Origin of the sequence: Leptospira abararensis, from assembly GCF_016918735.1 — a bacterium.
In the GTDB taxonomy this organism is placed as follows: domain Bacteria; phylum Spirochaetota; class Leptospiria; order Leptospirales; family Leptospiraceae; genus Leptospira_A; species Leptospira_A abararensis.
Window position 1 is genome coordinate 73,089 of record NZ_JAFFPR010000035.1, and the last position, 16,632, is coordinate 89,720.

The window sequence follows — 16,632 nt, forward strand, 5'->3', positions numbered from 1 at the left end:
ACATTAGATAAGGAATTTTATGGAAAAAATCAAAGTTGGAGTCCTGGGCGCAACAGGTTCCGTCGGTCAAAGATTCATTCAACTTTTGGAGAATCACCCTTATTTTACGGTGACTCATTTAGCAGCTTCTGAAAAAAGCGCTGGCAAAACATATGGTGAGGTAATGAAATCTCGTTGGAAGATTTCCTCCGATATCCCGGCTTATGCCAAAAACATTATCATCTCTTTACCAAATCCTGAAGTGACGAAGGGCGTGCAACTCGTGTTTAGCGGCCTTGATGCATCGATTGCTGGAGAAGTGGAAACCGCTTATGCAGAAGCTGGCGTGATGGTTCTATCTAATTCTAAAAATCATAGAATGGATCCGAACGTTCCGATTCTTTCTGCGGAAGTGAATGCGCATCATTTGGATGTTTTACAATTCCAAAAGACCAAAGGAAAAATCATTACCAATTCCAATTGTACGATTATGGGCGTTACCATTTCTTTAAAACCTTTGATGGATGCTTTTGGACTGAAGTCTGTGATGTTGTTTTCTATGCAGGCTATATCTGGTGCGGGTTATCCAGGAGTTCCGACCATGGACATTCTTGGGAATGTTGTTCCATACATTGGTGGGGAAGAAGACAAAGCAGAAGTCGAACCACAAAAATGTTTAGGCTCTGTGAAAGACGGGATCATTCAGTCCGCTGATTTTAAAATTTCGGCACATTGCAATCGTGTTCCTGTTTTTGACGGACATACAGTTTGTGTCTCTGTTTCCTTTGACAAAAAGCCAAAAAAAGAAGAGATTCTTAAGGTTTGGGCCGATTTTCAAGGGGAACCGCAGAAATTGGGATTGCCGTTTGCACCAAATCCGGCTATTCTCTACCGCGAAGAAAATGATAGGCCCCAACCACGTCTTGATTTAGAGACAGGTAGAGGAATGACTACCGTTGTCGGAAGGCTTCGAGAAGATCCAATTTTAGATTGGAAATGGGTAGTACTTTCGCATAACACGATTCGAGGTGCAGCGGGTGCTGCGATTTTGAATGCAGAGTTATTGTATAAAAAAGGATTTTTTAACTAAGGACATTCGCTAAAAAACCATGTTGGATCCAAACCTCCCGGAATTAAAAGTAATGGATTACACAGCCTGCCTCCAAAAGGTGCAGGCTATGGATTCACGGGGGGATTTTTCCTACAAAGGAATCTATAAAGTTCTCCTTGTGATCTTTGAATGGACGGATAAGTTTTTACAAAACAAAGTCCTTCCCAATGTAGAACAAATTGAACGTGATAGTTCGATAGATCGTGACCGTACAGAAAACTATGTGATCGATCTAAGTTATAAACAAAATCCTGCCATCATCAGAAAGATGAATGTCCTCGAGTTTCATCCGAACGAACCCGGGGATCCTGAAAATCCAAAGACATTCATCAAACACAATACTGTATTTGCAAGACCCACAACCTCTGATGGGGGAACTGCGTTTCGTTATGCACTCGGACTCAATGAACTTTCTACAGCTGCCATCAAGGGTTGGTTCAATGAAAAAAGAAAGTATGTTGGAAAAGAAAAGATGCGTAAGGTCATCAAAGCAGCAGTGGATTCTAACAGGTTGTTTGATACCTATGCGTCGACTGAAATTGGGAATTTATTCCAATGCCCTTATGACAAAACAAAAGTACAAAAGGATGCTACCATCATCATCCATTTAAAACCCATATTAAAACAATTGGTGGATGATAAGATCTTATTTTTCTTTCGCAATGATTCGGCCTCAAGGCCTGCCAATAAAAGTGTATTTCTTTACAATCGGCCGTCTGAAATTGCCGATCGGTATGATGGATACATTGATTATACTAAAAATACAATTTACCCGGCCCTAAAGAATTTAGGGGTGATGGGGGAAATTACCGAAGATTCTTGGAGTAATCCGCGTAACCTTTTAACAGAGATTAAAGGGTATATGAATGATTCTTATGGTGACCAAAAAACTCTCATTGAAGAATGTTTGGTTCTAAATGAAATTATAGAAAAAGACAAAGAAAGAGAAGAAAAACAAAAACGCAAACAACAGGTTGATGACCTTATGGCTTTCCTTGCGGAAGCTGGTCGTATTGTGGAGGTCAACTTACTTCGTGTGAGTGGGGAACCATTGACAGATGAGTTTCGGGCGACACTTCTTTCACAACCAGAACTTTTATATACAGAATATGCAGACAACAAAGTATACAATGAATTTATCCTTCATAAATCTTGTATTCCGCAAGCCATTGAGTCTGCCAAAAGAACCTTTCAAATCAAACATTCGGATTTGGAGATTCGAGTTTTAAATCAGATGAATGTCACTCTTCATTTGAACGACGAAAGTCCGAAACGACTTTTAGAAGAGATTGAGGCCCAAAGCCTTTTCCAATTCCTGCCTTTTTTCACTCGGATCTGGCGAATGATTATGGGGAGTATGACGGTTCATAAATTTGAAATTCCTCCCATCAAAGCAAGGTTGCAACAACAACTAACCAGAGATTTGGCGAACCAAAAAGTCAAAAAGATTTCTCAAGAAAAAGAACGTCTTGTAAAAGCTCGTTTGAAGGAAAGAGAAGAAGCTGAAAAAGATGCAGAAAAAAAATCCAAACACTCCCAACAGTCAGCGGCCGCTACTTCCGGTTTTAATGGTGGGGAAGAAGATTATCCAGAGCCTGTCAAACAAGGAAGCCCAGAAGAAGAGAAAAAATGGAAAGAATCCATTGAAGCCATCATTCGTATTTTAGATGAAGCTTGGGAATTTGGGGTATATCCAGATCGTGAGTATGTACTTTCTAAATTAAATGGAAAGTTTACCGAAGAGAATTTAATATTTTTTTTGAAGAAGTTTGGTGGAAAGGAAATCTACAGTTTCCCGATTCGAAACCAAAGAGAAAAGTTCCCTTGGCCAATTCTGATCTCCACTGGCTACCTAAAACGGTATGGCAAAAAACTTTTAGACAAAGTGACTGCAGAAAGTGACCGTCAACGAAGCGAAAAATTTCCGAATCAAGAGAAATTTGACATTGCGGAATCGCAATTAGACTTTCTGAATAGAATCTTACCTAGATTGAAACCTTAAAATTATGCCTGCAATTGAACAACTAAGAGCTCGAAAAACAAAAATCGTTTGTACCATTGGTCCTGCGACTGCCTCCAAAGATATGATCCGAAGTTTGGCTTTGGCCGGAATGAATATCGCAAGGATCAATATGAGCCATGGAGATCATGAGTTTCATAGAAAGATCATTCGTATTATAAAATCTTTAAACAAAGATGAATTGCACAAACACCCAATTTCGATCCTTCTCGACACACAGGGGCCGGAAATCAGAACTGGTGATGTACAAAACGATCTCCACTTAAAAGTCGGTGAAACCTTTACTTTTCATATCATCCCTGGGATGGAAGCAGAGGCACAAAGTGTTTTTGTAAACTACAGAGATATTGTTAAAGACCTAAAAGTTGGCGACAAAGTGACTGTGGACAATGGACTCATCAACCTAGCGGTACAAGAGATTCGTGAAAACGAACTCGTTTGTACTGTGTTAGATGGTGGTAAGCTGGGTTCTAGAAAACACATCAACCTACCTGGAATTCGAGTCAATTTACCTTCCATCACTCCCAAAGACCTCAAAGATATTATCTTTGGATTGGAAGAGGATATTGATTTTGTGGCTTTGTCTTTTGTTCGTTCGCAAGAAGATGTGATCCAACTTCGTGGTATCATTGATGAAAAAAATCACCATGCACAAATCATCGCAAAGATCGAAGACCAAGAAGGTTTAAAAAACTTAGATGCCATCATTCGCGAATCCGACGGCATCATGGTAGCACGTGGGGATTTGGGTGTGGAAATAGAAATCGAAGAACTTCCCATTGTCCAAAGACGAATCATCAAACGTTGCCAAGAAGAAGGGAAACGTGTCATTGTCGCAACGCACTTATTAGAATCTATGATTCAAAATCCTTCTCCTACAAGGGCAGAAGTAACAGACGTTGCCAATGCTGTCTACGAAGAAGCTGACGCAATCATGTTGTCTGGGGAAACGGCGATGGGGAAATTCCCTGTACGCTGTGTAGAGATGTTGGATAAAATCGCCCGTAGAATGGAGCTATCGATCAACTTAGGACTTGCTGCCCAAAGAAAACCAAAAGACCAAAAAGAAGAAATGGCCCGTTCTGCTGCGAATTTAGCCGATTCCATGCAAGCCCATGCCATCATTGCGATCACTCGTCGTGGGATCACGGCCAATAATTTAGCATCCTTTCATCCTAAATATCCGATTGTCCATGCGTTCACTAACATGACGTCTGTTAGACGAAAGCTTTGGCTAACAAGGGGAGTGATTCCTTACCGTGTAGATTTTTCTTCTGATCCAGAAAAAACAATCAAACTGGCCATCCAAACTCTGGTGAACAATGGATATCTCCAAATGGGTGAAAAAGTGGTGATCCTTTCTGATATTATTGCTGGGGAAGATCGAGTCGAAACCATCCAAGTCCGCGAAGTAAAATAGACTTCATGCTCTTTCGGAATCTGATCTCTCTCTTGGTCATTGTATCAATGGGGATTTCGTTTCCTTTGGGGATTGAAGCAGAAGAAAGAAAATCTGATGTTCCTGAGTGGCTCGGTGAATTCAAAAAATTAGACGAGAAGGAACTTGCCAATAAAAAAGAAGGATGGTATGCGACCGGCCTTCCTTTGTTCGGCAATGATGCTGTGAATGGATCTGGTCTTGGTGTGCTCGCCAATATTTTCTATAATGGTACGAAATCAGATTCTTCGTTCAAATACACTCCCTACGAACATATGTTCAACGTGGGAATTTACAGAACCAATCGTGGGACACAAAACAATTATTTAGCTTGGGATGCTCCTTACTTTGCAGATACCGCCTACAGGCTTAGGGCCTATGTGGGGCATGATGCTAGTTTTTATAATCAGTATTTTGGTGTGGGAACCGAGAGTTTACAGCCACTATACTACAAAGATAGAAATATGGATGGAAGTCGGATCACTCGCAATGCCACTTATTCTGACTTTGAAAATGCAAATTCCTATGCACGAAATCGTGGGCCGGGAAAAGAATTCACATCGAACCAACATTACCACGACTATCAGTTTGAAACGACTTACGGACAGTTTTCTGCAGATAAAACCATTTTCCAAGTGTTTCGCGTTTGGGGTGGGGTGGAGTTTTCTAAAAATTCTGTTAGGCGGTATGATGGAACTTCCACAGAGGCAAGGGAACCTTTAACAGGTTTGAAAGTTCCGGCAATCGAAGATAATTCCAAAATTACAGAAGATGCGAATTCAGGGAAAATCATTGGTATCAATGGGGGAAATTTAAATTACCTGCGTGCAGGCATTGCCTATGATACGAGAGATTATGAACCCGATCCAGACCGCGGTTGGCTCATTGAATATAATATCAATAAAGCGGAACGAACGATCGGTTCGGATTTTAATTACATCAGACATTTTGCCCAAGCGAAGAACTTTTACCAACCATTCCCGAAACTATTTGAAGAGTTTGTGATCGCACAACGTGTGGCACTCACAAAAATTGAAGGGAATGTTCCTTTTTTTGAATATCGATATCTTTTTTCCATCGATGGTCCGTTTGGTGCTCTTGGGGGACAGAACACACTTCGAGGGTTTAGGCAGGAGCGTTTTTTTGGACCTGTCATTGGATTTTATAATATTGAATTACGTTACCGTGTGGGAAGTTTTTCTTTCTGGGATCAGTTCTTTCAGCTAAGCATTGTTCCGTTCTATGACGTGGGTCGAGTCTGGGACAAATTACGTGACGTGAATGCTCTAGGTTATAAACATGCCCGTGGGGTGGGACTCCGATTGATTTGGGACCAAGCCACGGTCATTTTACTCGACTATGCCTATTCCAAAGAAGACCAATTGTTTTATTTGGATATGGGCCATACCTTTTAGATCTTCAGTTGGAAGATTTAGCTGAATCTTTCTTTTCGGATCACTTCCACATCATTCATAAAAATCACCATTGGATACTTTTCTAAGTATTTTTCGGAGATGATCTGAAAAATTTTTAAGGCTTTGCCTTCTGAAACTAAAGATTCTAATCTAATGTTTTTCCCCTCCCAGGAAGTTAGGTGCTTGTGGTTGATTCCTTCCCCTTTGGCTTCACTGATCGTATAACCTTTTACATTGACTGATTTTAATTCCAATACCAATCGATCTTGCAATGCTTCATCGGCAATGATAGTAATGAGTTTTGCTTTTTCTAATTTCATATTTAGGCTCCATAAAGATATTTCGAGGCAGTGAGATAGAAGGGTAATCCAACAGAAAGGTTAAACGGAAAGGTGATGGCAAGAGATGCTGTTAAATAGATAGCTGGACTTGCTTCGGGAATGGCAATCCTTACGGCGGCAGGTGCGGCAATATAGGAGGCACTGGCGCTGAGTGTCCCAAGAACCATCGCACCCCCCATGGATAATCCAATGAATTTTCCTAAATACAATCCGAACATTGCAGTGAAAATTGGAAATAGGATTCCAAAACCGATCAAAAACACACCTGCTTTTTTGAGGTCGGACAATCTTCTTCCAGTAACAATACCAACTTCCAGAAGAAACAAGATCAACATTCCCCGAAATGGTGTTTCAAAAAGGGGAGCAAATTGTTCATGACCTTTTTTTCCAGAGATCATTCCAATGATAAGGCCACCTAATAATAACAAGGTTCCTTTGCCGGTGAAGAGTTCGTGTAAAATTTTTCCCCAAGAGGACTCTTCCGTATTTTCTTTTGGATTCATTTTTATGAGTAGTAATGCCACAAGGATAGCGGGAATTTCCATGATGGCTAACATACTTGGCATAAAACCTTCATAACTAATATGAAGAGAATCGAGAAATGCAAGTGCCTCGCTAAATGTTACAGCGGACACTGACCCATAATGGGCGGCAAGGGCAGCCGCATTTGCTTTATCGTATTTACCAAATTTTGTTAAAAGTCCATAGGCAAGGAGTGGTATTGTCACACATAAGACAAGTGCCGCTATTGCTGGTTTGTAGAATTCAATTAGAGTTGTACTGTTAAGTTTCACCCCGCCCTTTAACCCGATGGCAAAGAGGAGATATATTGTGAGCCCCGTATACATTCCATCTGGAAATTTTAGATCACTTTTTAAAACCGTGGCTATGATTCCCAGTAAAAAGGCAAGAAACATTGGTGTTTGTAAGTTTGCAACTAATGCTTGTATAATGTCCATCTTTGATTCCTACTTTGTAATAGAAGAGATATATTTTTCATCGAGAAAACTTACTTCCCCTGTTTCCAAATCATAAACTGCTCCGACAATTTGAAGTTGGCCATTGTTGTATTGTTTGGAGAGAATGGGATCTAGTTTTCTAAAAGAAGACACCTGTAAGGCTTCGTGCGCCGGAACGCCGGTGTTACTTTCTGCAAAGGCATTGGCTGAAAGTGTAAAAAGAACAAAGCCCAAAATCCACTGGTAACTTTTCAATTGTATTCTCCTTCGATTTTCCCATTCGGTGGGAAAATTCTACTTTTACCTAATTGGACCAATATGAAAATATATTCACGAAAAAAAATTCATATAAATTAAAAAAATGAGACCCAAGGAGGGGCAAATCGGGGTGAAGATTCTATTCAATTGGAGTAAAGGTGAGGGAAAAAAGTAAGGAGAATCGTGTGGGGATTACTGGGAAGAAATTGGCTCTTACGGAAAAAATAAGTCAGTTTTTAAAGAAGTAAAAGGACTGATCGCAACATCAGTCCTTTCTAGAGAATTTCTCTATTTCATTGGTACTTCAATTACAAGAAGTTCTGATTTTACTTCTGCCTGAAATTTGTATTCATCCGCACCCCAAAGTCCCACGGCATCTCTACGTTCTAAAGTGGTATTTTCTACTTTCAGTTTTCCACTGATGAGAAAGGTAAAGATCCCTTGCCCCGGAGCATGGACTCTGTAAGAAAGATCTTTTCCTGGATCTAAAGTTGCCAAAGAAAAGTAGGCATCCTGGTTGATCCATACGGCTTCATCATCAATCGGAGAGACAACGGTTTGGAAACGATTCACACGTCCTGCTTCCGAAAAAGTTTTTTGCGCATACCTTGGTTCGATACCTTTCACTTTAGGGAGGATCCAAACTTGCAAAAAGTTCACTTTCTTTTCGCTACTATGGTTGAACTCCGAGTGCATAATTCCTGAACCTGCAGACATAATCTGCACGTCTCCCGTACGGATGATACCATTCGTACCTGTACTATCTTTATGGGCCAACTCTCCAAAGAGTGGGATAGAAATAATTTCCATATCCTGATGAGGGTGTGTTCCAAACCCCATACTTGGTTCGACAATATCATCGTTTAAGACGCGGAGTGCTCCGAAGTTTGTCTTTTCTGGATGGTACCAATGGCCAAAACTAAAGGAGTGGTGGCTGTCCAGCCATCCGAAATTGACATGCCCACGCTCTGAGGCGGGGTGAAGTTTTTTTTCTACGGAATTGCTGTTGGTTTTTAATGTTTCCATATTGAATAGTTTAATATTGAACTATATTTTGTCAAGAGAGTTTCTGCTTTCGGGGGGTAAAAAAAGAAAATCACTTCCCTTTCACTTTCCTTTCCCGATCATCATCCTATGTCGACGAGAACTAGTTTAGAATCAATAAAAACCAAAAAGAACTGGGTAGAGTTGGGCCCTGTGTATGTGAATCGAGTCCGATTTCTTTTGGCGGGGTTCTATATTATTGCAACCCTCGGCTCCTATAAAACCTCAACCACATTGCAAACTACGAGTTATCTCGTGGGAATTACTTGTATGTTTTTGTATGGAGGTCTTCAGGCGTATCTATTCAAAAAAGAAAAATTACATCCATTTTTTCCTAAGGCCCTCATCATTTTGGACATAACGGTTCTATTTGCGGTCACAGCCTCGGGCTTAATGGGTGGCAGTGGGGTTGCTGCAGACTTAATCAAATCACCTACACTCTATGTGTTGTATTATTTTTATGTAGTCTATTCTGCATTTTTATTTTCCAAACGAACTCTACTGATGAGTACTTACTATTCTGCTTTTTGTTTGATACTGATTTCTGTCATTGGTTATGGGCAAGGAGTAGAGTTTAAAGAGGTGGAAGGATTCCAAAGCCAAAAGAGTACGGTTGGTATCTCTAATGAAGTATTTAAAATACTGTTCTTAATTTGTTTTGGGTATTTAACATCGGCAGTCTTAAATTTACTAAACGAAATCAAAAATGAATCGGAAGATCGACAAAAAATTGCAGAAACGGAAAGAATCACAGCAGACAATTTAAACCGCAATTTGGTGCAGGTTGGATCTGAGTTATTCAAAACTTTAAAATCGATCCGGGAAATTACAACCGATTTCAATTTTCAAATTGAATCACAAGACAGATCCATTCATGAATTGACTGAGTTTGTTTCTTCATTTTCAGAAAGTATTCAATCTTCCGTAGACAATATCGGCAAACAACACAATCAAATCACGTTGTTAAACCATAAGTCGGATACACTCAAACTGAGTATTTCTGAAATTGGAACGGTTGTGGAAGAATTGAATTCTAATATGAGTGATTTCCAAGATAGAAGTAATGTACTTTCGCATACAGTTAAGAATTTAGAAGAAAGACTTCGTTCAGTAAACGAATCTCAGAAAGAAGTGAGTGAAGTAAACGATATTATGGCTGAGATTGCGGACAGAACCAATTTGCTTGCTCTCAACGCATCCATCGAAGCGGCAAGGGCGGGGGAACATGGACGAGGATTTGCGGTTGTGGCCCAAGAGGTTGCAAAATTGGCTGAAAATTCCAATGAAAACGCCACTAAAATCAAAAAAATCATCACCACTTCCAATCGGTTCATTCAGGAAGGAACCGAACTCGCTTCCGTTTCTCTCCAACAGACAGAATCGCTCCAATCAAAATATGAGCTCTTAAGTGGAGTGATAAAAACTGCTACGAACAAAATTAATTCTCAAAAAAATATTAACAATGAGGTATTAGAATCATTGGATCTAATTGAATCGATTTCAAAAGAACTGGATCAAGAATCCAAGGTGTTGAATCGAGACAAAGACCAAATGATCGCTGTTGTCCAAAAAATGGAAGAAATCAACCGAGAAGTTGTGATAAATGCTAGAAAAGTGGGTGAGAATACTTTAAGTTTGGAAAAACAAGCTGCAGATTTGGCTGTCGAACAGTAACATTGATGAAATCTAAAATTCTAATATTCTTATTTTTTACTGCCCCGTCCGTGATGTTTGCGGATGTCCCATCTAAACGATTTGGGTTTGTGGTAGGTGTAAGTGAATATAAAGAATTGACTCTTGGTGATTTAAAAACTGCAAAAAGTGATGCTTTGGGAATAACTAAAATTCTATTTAGTTATGGTTCTTACAATCGGATCCAAACTTTAGTTCAAGAAGGTTCGGTGAATTCGACACCAACAAAGTACAATATTTTGTCTAATTTTGAGGCTTTGTTAGAAGAAACAAATCCCGATGATTTGTTCGTATTTTATTTTTCTGGGCATGGTGTTGTCGATTATAACGATAGAGTTTATTTACTTCCAGAGGATGCAAGTCCTCTAAAACCATTTGAGTCAGGAATTGCCGTGGAGCAACTGCTTGAAATGACAAGAAAATACAAACTCAAGCGAGTTGTTTTTTTTATAGATGCTTGTCGTAATCCAGAAGATGGAAAAGGGGAAGAAGGGCGTAAATATTTAGAAGAAATTACATTTCGAGACTCAGAAATTGTTTCTGTTTTTTATTCTTCTAAAGTCGGTTATTCTAGTTTTGAAGATCCAAAATCTGGGTACGGTATTTTTACTAAGTATCTTATTTATGGATTAGAAGGTAGGGCTGATTCCAATTTTAATGGAGAAGTTTCTTACTCCGAATTGTCGAATTACGTGATTACCTCATTACGAGATTGGTCAAAGGCAAACCAAAAACTGCAAAAGCCTTATACTAAGGAATATGCGGAGAAATCCGAAGACACGATTCTCACTTACGCAGTCAATCCAGAAACTTCCCTTGCGGATGCTCCCTTATTCAATCCTTACAATCCTACATACGCCTTTCGTTCCTTTTTATTTCCCGGGTGGGGACAATACACCAGGGGCCAAGAAGAAAAGGGAAAAGTATACATGTCTATCTTTGCTCTCGGGGCTCTATATGCAGGCTATCAGTACAACACCTATAGAAAGGATAAGGCAAGTTATGAATCGGCAGTGGGAATCCCACCAAACCCTCGCATTACAGAAACGGTGGCACTGAACTATTATTTGATTGAACCGCACAGACAACGGATGGAGTCCTCGCGAACCAATTTATCCCAAGCATTGACGATGCTTCTCGTACTTTGGTCGGCAAATGTGTTTGATTTTTATCTGTTGGGCCCTAATCCTAAGGAAAAGTCGGGTGTTTGGCTCGAGTTCCATTGGGAAAACCAAGGGTATATGGGAATTGAAAGGATTGGGAAGTTAGGATATGCGATGCATTTTTAGTTTATTCTTAGCTTTATCCGTTTTTCAATGTAAGATACAAAACCAGTCACAAAATTTATTCGATCCAAGTACGCTAACTGGTGGTTCAGTTGCCGTTTTGGCTTCTTTAGTATCCCAAGATGAAGTTCAAATCACATCCAGATATAAACCGAACGATTACCCTTCTTTTGTGAATACGGAAATATTAGATCTCGATTTAAGTAAACCTATCGCTATCCATTTTAATAAAAGTCATTTTCATATTTCGAGTCATTACGCTAATGATTTGGTATTAAGAGATGTATTCCCTCTTTCTGAATCAAAGATTCGCGTATTGTTTTCTGTCTCTTCAAGGTCAGAATGGAGAGAACCCATTTCCATATTCATCCAAAAGCCAGAGTCACTCTTTACGTATGCATTTAACGGAAAACAGTTCGAATTCAAATTTCCTTATCCACGTTATATTGGAAATATTTCTGAATCGAAAGGCCAGATCACATCGAAACTTTTAGTTGATGGTAGAATTCTTCTAGTCGGTGGTGTATCTATCTTGGGAAATACTGTAGCCACTGTTGAGATTTTTAGTCCAGAAACCGGAACAAGTACCTTACTTCCTCCCTTGAGTCAAAGTTTGATGGGAATGGCTGTCTGTTCGGATTCTAATGGGGTGGTGTATGTCTCTGGCGGTAAAACAATACCAGGGCCTGTCACGATGAATTCTCAGGTCAGTAACAAAATTTTTAAAATCAATGGATTGGACCAAACAGTAGTAGAACTCCCCGTAGTAATGCAAAGAGCGAGGTATGGTCATTCCATGGTATGTTTGAGTAATGGTGACTTGTTGGTTTCTGGGGGGCAATTCCAAGTAGGGACGGATCATACTGCCCTTACGAATGAACATGAAATTATTTCCGTTAGTAATTTAACTGCAGCAACCCTACCTCCTAGCACAAACTTTCCGATGAATACAATGTTTCAATTTGCTGAATATGATGCAAACAATCAAAGAGTGTTGTTCTTTGGAGGAAGAGATCGAACGGATCCTTACGCAAATTATTTAAATACTATCAGAATTTTGAATATAAATTCCCAGGCATTGTATACAGTGACAGCTGTTATGCCTACTTCAAGATCGAATGTCACTACAGTCATAACATCTGGTGGAGATCGATTGGTTCTTGGTGGCGTGACGGGGGGTGGCGTCGGCTCTCGAAGTATTGAATCATGGACTGAGGCAAGTTCTATAACACAAAGTAATGGATTTACAAGTAGGATGAAAAATGGAAGTTCTATCGTTCCATTTTCGGATTCGCAAGTTTTATATACTGGTGGGGTAGATACTTATTATAAATCGGGTATTTTAGAATTATATGATCATGCCGAAAGGAAAAATTTTGTCATTGATACAATGATGAATGCCCGTTCAGAACATACGGCAATCCAAACAAGTAGAGGGATTGTTATCTTTGGAGATTCTGTTTTGGCAGACACAAGAGTGGAGCTGTATGGGAAAGACTAAATTTATACTCCTGTTCTCTAGTTTTCTGTCTTGTCAATTGACATCGGGCAAAAATGCATTTGATCCGAATTCGCCTGCAAACATGGGATTGTTTTTACTTGGTGCTGATTCTGTAGTCAATATGGAATTCTCAACCAACAAAGTCCAACCAGGTGGAATTATTTATATTTCAACCAATCATGATTTTACAACCAAGACGGATGGATTAAGGTTACCTGTTTCTGGAGCTGGTGTGAGTCCTATTTCTCAAGTAATTCCAAGAAGTCGATATTTATATGAAGTTCGGATGAAACCTTCGATAACAAGTGGCAAATTCAGTATCAACTTAAAAGATTATTATTTAAACGAATTACTTCTTGTAAATCCTGCGAATTTCGAATTTGAAATCGATTCGCAACCGCCGATCCTTGAACTTCGAACCGGGAATGGAATCGATATCTCCGAATTACAATCTGGGTTTTTGGATATTGTTTCCAATGAAGATATTGTATGGGATGGAAACTTGTCCCAAGTTACGTTATCTGGAACTGCAAAAAACAGTCTGGTAGTTTCTGATATTATAGTTTCTTCGCGTAATATACGTTTGTTATTTGCTGGGGATCCAAATTCTAATGGTGGCCTTTTGACAATCTCTTTCCAAGGTATAAATGATAAAGCGTCGAACTCACAAGGAACGGTTATGGTTCCAGTTAACGTTTTCGCATTTAAGAGTGGCCCGAATTTAAATGTGGCAAGAAGGTCTTGTGTCGGGATTGAATTGGATGATGGAAGAAGATTGGTTCTTGGTGGCCGGGCAAAGAAAGATTTTTTGATCAATGGGAATGGAACACTGAGCCATGCAGAATTCTATAATTCTGTTTCTAAACAATTTAGCCAGGCTTCTGATATGGTTTACCGTCGACAAGAATTTGATGTGGTCAAACTTAATGACGGTAGGCTTTTCGTTTCTGGAGGGTTTGGTGGTAAGGTAGGGAACCCTTCAAACGGGGGGTTGACTTCAACGGAAGTATATGACCCGGCGACAAATATTTGGGTAGAAGGTCCAAACCTAACAACACCTAGGCAGTTACATAAAATGACGGTCCTCCCGAATGGTGATGTTTTGGTTGTGGGAGGACTTAGCCCGTTCAAACCATTTCAATCCGTTGCAATGGTAGAATTGGTTCATATCACAAATGATCCTGCGACAATGACAGTAGAAACCATTGGAAATTTGGCGGACTCGAGAGGGAAACAGGCTCAGATCTTATCGCATTCATCTGGTAAGGTGGTGATATTCGGTGGGGAACGTTCTGATGTGACTGGACCTGGTCCAAATGATTTTAATGCTTATGCTTTGGATTCAATTGCAGTTTATGATATCAATTCAAAGACTTTGACAAATTCTTCCGCAAAGTTATATAAAAGGTTTAATCATTTTGTTCATGGATTGAGTAACGGCGAGATTCTGATCCTTGGTGGAGTGAATTCTCGGTTTGATATAAGCCAGCCAGTGTTACGAGCCCAAGTCTACAATCCAATCACGGACACAATTCGAGACCATAAAAATCTTTTATTTGGGAGGGAGTGGGGCTCTTCCTTTGTCTTTCCTTATGGTAAGGATCAAATCATTGTCGCTGGAGGTTTGGAATATCGTACTGTCAATGGCTCGACCTACGACTCAATTCAGGATACAGAGTCGTGGTCGGAATCTATCAATCGTTTTTATATGACAAGTCGTTCTTTAAATGCTAGGTGGGAAGGTTGTGAGATTCGTTATTCTTCTGCAGGTGGTGGGATGATCCTTGGTGGAAGAATTGGTGATATCCTTGGTAATACGGAGGAATATAGTTTTGAATAAATTATTGTTTCTACCGCTTTTCTTGTCCATTAGCTGTATGTTCCCATCAGAATACGAAAACTTATATGATCAAAAATCAGCAAACGGACTGTTTCTTAGTGCTTTCTTTTATTCAACTCCTTTCAATTGTGAAACAAATACGAATGGAAAGTCTATCGGTAGTGTGGATCAAGTGCTGTTACAGTGTAACAGAGAACTTGCGAATTTAGATACCAATTATCTGGCAGAAGCCAATCAAACAGTTTTTCCAAATATTAGTTTCACAAAGATTGATTCTGATCGTCTTTTAATAAAATTTGACCCACTAATTGATGATGGGCGGTACGAATTGGTGCTATCGGGAGTAGTTTCCAACGCTGGCGAGACTCTCGTTGATGATAAACTTCCTATCATCATAGATACGAAAGTTCCTTCAGTTTCGTTAGTTGGTTATATTCCTATTACAGATTATACTTTTTTTTCACCTAGGTATTGGGACTTTACCAGCTCAGAACCATTGGCGAATTTTGGACCGCCGATTTTGAGTGGGTCTCTCGCACAATCAATTGTCCTTAGATCAGTTCAGAAAATAAATGAAACTACATATCGGGTGTATTTTGAAACGAATTTTTCTTCAAATAGTCCAGGTTCTTTAACTTTGCAATTTATGAATTCGAAAGATAACGCATCGAATGTTGTTTCGAATTCACTTACCGTCCAATTCATAGGTCTTGTTCAAGGTCCTAAGTTGAACCACGGCAGATTCGAATTTGATGCTTTCCAAAATGTCCATGGAGATGTGATTGCAATTTATGGCTCTTCTTCTAGCGCTGAAATTCTACGGAAGGGTTCCGCCAGTTTTACACTGACAAATCCGAGTTTGCCAGAGAATTTGCGTGGTGAACGCGGTGTGATGTTGGATGGAAAAAATCTGCTCATTTCTGGGGGAATTCAATCCGCGACTCCTTATGCACTAACCACTAGTTATATATTCGATACGGAAACGACGACTTTTACGCCGACGGGGAATATGAATGGACCCAGGCATTTACATAATATTGTAAAACTCGCAGATGGAAAAGTAATCGTATTGGGTGGGATTCGTGATTTTGCTCCTATAACACCGACTTATTTCACCTCTCTAAATACTGCAGAGTTATATGATCCTGCAACAGGAACTTTTACAGAAATTGCAAATCGAATGATGACAGCAAGATCATTCTCGTGTTCTGTATTATTGGATGATGGTCGAGTACTTGTGATAGGCGGGACTGACGGAATTTTTGCACCAAAAGATACTACAGAGTTCTATGATCCGGTCGCAGAAACTTTTTCTTGGGGTCCTTCATTGCCAATCCCAGTTGCTGCGTTAAAATGTATGAAACTAGCTGATGGGAATGTTCTCATTTATGGTGCACAATTATCCAATTTGAACAATTCTACGATGTTATATGATAGAACACGAAATCAAATAGTTACCATTGCCAATTCAAAATACCGCAGAGAGTGGAGTATTGCTTCAGAATTACCAGATGGCGGAATCCTTTTTTATGGTGGAGCTTACCGTTATAATACGAGTGAACCGAGTAGAACGATGGAAAAACTTGATTACGCGAAAAGTAATAATTTTTTTGATATGGGTATGGCAAAGTATAGTGTATCAAAACACAGTGGTATAAAATTTTCTGATGGGACTTTGTTTTTCCTTGGTGGCGAGTTGGGGGGGATGTTCCATCTAGATACGGAGTACTACGGACTTTCTAATTAGA

At 39.7% G+C, this 16,632-nt stretch carries 13 protein-coding genes; 9 read left to right on the forward strand and 4 right to left on the reverse strand.

Features of this window, described 5'->3' with window-relative positions:
- The first annotated feature begins 19 nt into the window (after positions 1–19).
- The 4 genes from asd to omp85 are packed head-to-tail and all read left to right on the forward strand — an operon-like array spanning position 20 to position 5,963.
- Positions 20–1,069, forward strand: coding sequence for an aspartate-semialdehyde dehydrogenase (asd, locus tag JWG40_RS10915; protein WP_205285831.1), 1,050 nt, complete (start codon positions 20–22; stop codon positions 1,067–1,069).
- A 19-nt stretch (positions 1,070–1,088) separates the two neighbouring features.
- Positions 1,089–3,092: a hypothetical protein gene (locus tag JWG40_RS10920; protein ID WP_205285832.1), complete on the forward strand. Its 2,004-nt coding sequence runs from the start codon at positions 1,089–1,091 to the stop codon at positions 3,090–3,092.
- Between the two features lie 4 nt (positions 3,093–3,096).
- Positions 3,097–4,530, forward strand: coding sequence for a pyruvate kinase (pyk, locus tag JWG40_RS10925; RefSeq protein ID WP_205285833.1), 1,434 nt, complete (start codon positions 3,097–3,099; stop codon positions 4,528–4,530).
- Positions 4,531–4,535: 5 nt separating this feature from the next.
- Positions 4,536–5,963, forward strand: coding sequence for an Omp85 family outer membrane protein (gene omp85 / locus JWG40_RS10930; RefSeq protein WP_205285834.1), 1,428 nt, complete (start codon positions 4,536–4,538; stop codon positions 5,961–5,963).
- A 17-nt stretch (positions 5,964–5,980) separates the two neighbouring features.
- On the opposite strand, the gene JWG40_RS10935 is transcribed toward omp85, so the two are convergent.
- The 4 genes from JWG40_RS10935 to JWG40_RS10950 form a co-directional block, all read right to left on the reverse strand.
- On the reverse strand, positions 5,981–6,283 hold the full coding sequence (locus JWG40_RS10935) for a P-II family nitrogen regulator (protein ID WP_205285835.1): 303 nt from the start codon (positions 6,281–6,283) through the stop codon (positions 5,981–5,983).
- Between the two features lie 2 nt (positions 6,284–6,285).
- Positions 6,286–7,263 (reverse strand): sodium-dependent bicarbonate transport family permease, encoded by a 978-nt coding sequence (locus tag JWG40_RS10940; RefSeq protein WP_205285836.1) that lies wholly within the window; start codon positions 7,261–7,263, stop codon positions 6,286–6,288.
- 9 nt (positions 7,264–7,272) lie between these two features.
- Positions 7,273–7,518: a carbonic anhydrase gene (locus JWG40_RS10945; RefSeq protein ID WP_205285837.1), complete on the reverse strand. Its 246-nt coding sequence runs from the start codon at positions 7,516–7,518 to the stop codon at positions 7,273–7,275.
- A 291-nt stretch (positions 7,519–7,809) separates the two neighbouring features.
- Positions 7,810–8,547, reverse strand: a complete 738-nt coding sequence (locus JWG40_RS10950; RefSeq protein ID WP_205285838.1) for a pirin family protein — start codon at positions 8,545–8,547, stop codon at positions 7,810–7,812.
- Between the two features lie 108 nt (positions 8,548–8,655).
- On the opposite strand from JWG40_RS10950, the gene JWG40_RS10955 reads away from it, so the two are divergent.
- The 5 genes from JWG40_RS10955 to JWG40_RS10975 are packed head-to-tail and all read left to right on the forward strand — an operon-like array spanning position 8,656 to position 16,631.
- Entirely contained in the window at positions 8,656–10,239 is a 1,584-nt protein-coding gene (locus JWG40_RS10955) for a methyl-accepting chemotaxis protein (RefSeq protein ID WP_205285839.1), read from the forward strand.
- Positions 10,240–10,244: 5 nt separating this feature from the next.
- Entirely contained in the window at positions 10,245–11,546 is a 1,302-nt protein-coding gene (locus JWG40_RS10960; protein WP_205285840.1) for a caspase family protein, read from the forward strand.
- Complete coding sequence (locus tag JWG40_RS10965) at positions 11,530–13,044, forward strand: Kelch repeat-containing protein (RefSeq protein WP_205285841.1); 1,515 nt, start codon at positions 11,530–11,532, stop codon at positions 13,042–13,044. The genes JWG40_RS10960 and JWG40_RS10965 overlap by 17 nt, the downstream gene beginning before the upstream one ends.
- The gene (locus tag JWG40_RS10970; protein ID WP_205285842.1) at positions 13,031–14,884 is read left to right on the forward strand and encodes a Kelch repeat-containing protein; all 1,854 of its coding nucleotides are present in this window, start codon (positions 13,031–13,033) and stop codon (positions 14,882–14,884) included. The genes JWG40_RS10965 and JWG40_RS10970 overlap by 14 nt, the downstream gene beginning before the upstream one ends.
- Positions 14,877–16,631 (forward strand): Kelch repeat-containing protein, encoded by a 1,755-nt coding sequence (locus JWG40_RS10975; RefSeq protein ID WP_205285843.1) that lies wholly within the window; start codon positions 14,877–14,879, stop codon positions 16,629–16,631. The genes JWG40_RS10970 and JWG40_RS10975 overlap by 8 nt, the downstream gene beginning before the upstream one ends.
- Position 16,632: the final 1 nt, after the last annotated feature.

What these genes read in the sequence shown, in the direction of transcription:
- JWG40_RS10940 (WP_205285836.1), bottom strand. Translation starts at nt 7,263, where the DNA reads ATGGACATTATACAAGCATTAGTTGCAAACTTACAAACACCAATGTTT.
- JWG40_RS10920 (WP_205285832.1), top strand. Translation starts at nt 1,089, where the DNA reads ATGTTGGATCCAAACCTCCCGGAATTAAAAGTAATGGATTACACAGCC.
- omp85 (WP_205285834.1), top strand. Translation starts at nt 4,536, where the DNA reads ATGCTCTTTCGGAATCTGATCTCTCTCTTGGTCATTGTATCAATGGGG.
- pyk (WP_205285833.1), top strand. Translation starts at nt 3,097, where the DNA reads ATGCCTGCAATTGAACAACTAAGAGCTCGAAAAACAAAAATCGTTTGT.
- JWG40_RS10950 (WP_205285838.1), bottom strand. Translation starts at nt 8,547, where the DNA reads ATGGAAACATTAAAAACCAACAGCAATTCCGTAGAAAAAAAACTTCAC.
- JWG40_RS10935 (WP_205285835.1), bottom strand. Translation starts at nt 6,283, where the DNA reads ATGAAATTAGAAAAAGCAAAACTCATTACTATCATTGCCGATGAAGCA.
- JWG40_RS10960 (WP_205285840.1), top strand. Translation starts at nt 10,245, where the DNA reads ATGAAATCTAAAATTCTAATATTCTTATTTTTTACTGCCCCGTCCGTG.
- JWG40_RS10955 (WP_205285839.1), top strand. Translation starts at nt 8,656, where the DNA reads ATGTCGACGAGAACTAGTTTAGAATCAATAAAAACCAAAAAGAACTGG.
- asd (WP_205285831.1), top strand. Translation starts at nt 20, where the DNA reads ATGGAAAAAATCAAAGTTGGAGTCCTGGGCGCAACAGGTTCCGTCGGT.
- JWG40_RS10970 (WP_205285842.1), top strand. Translation starts at nt 13,031, where the DNA reads ATGGGAAAGACTAAATTTATACTCCTGTTCTCTAGTTTTCTGTCTTGT.
- JWG40_RS10965 (WP_205285841.1), top strand. Translation starts at nt 11,530, where the DNA reads ATGCGATGCATTTTTAGTTTATTCTTAGCTTTATCCGTTTTTCAATGT.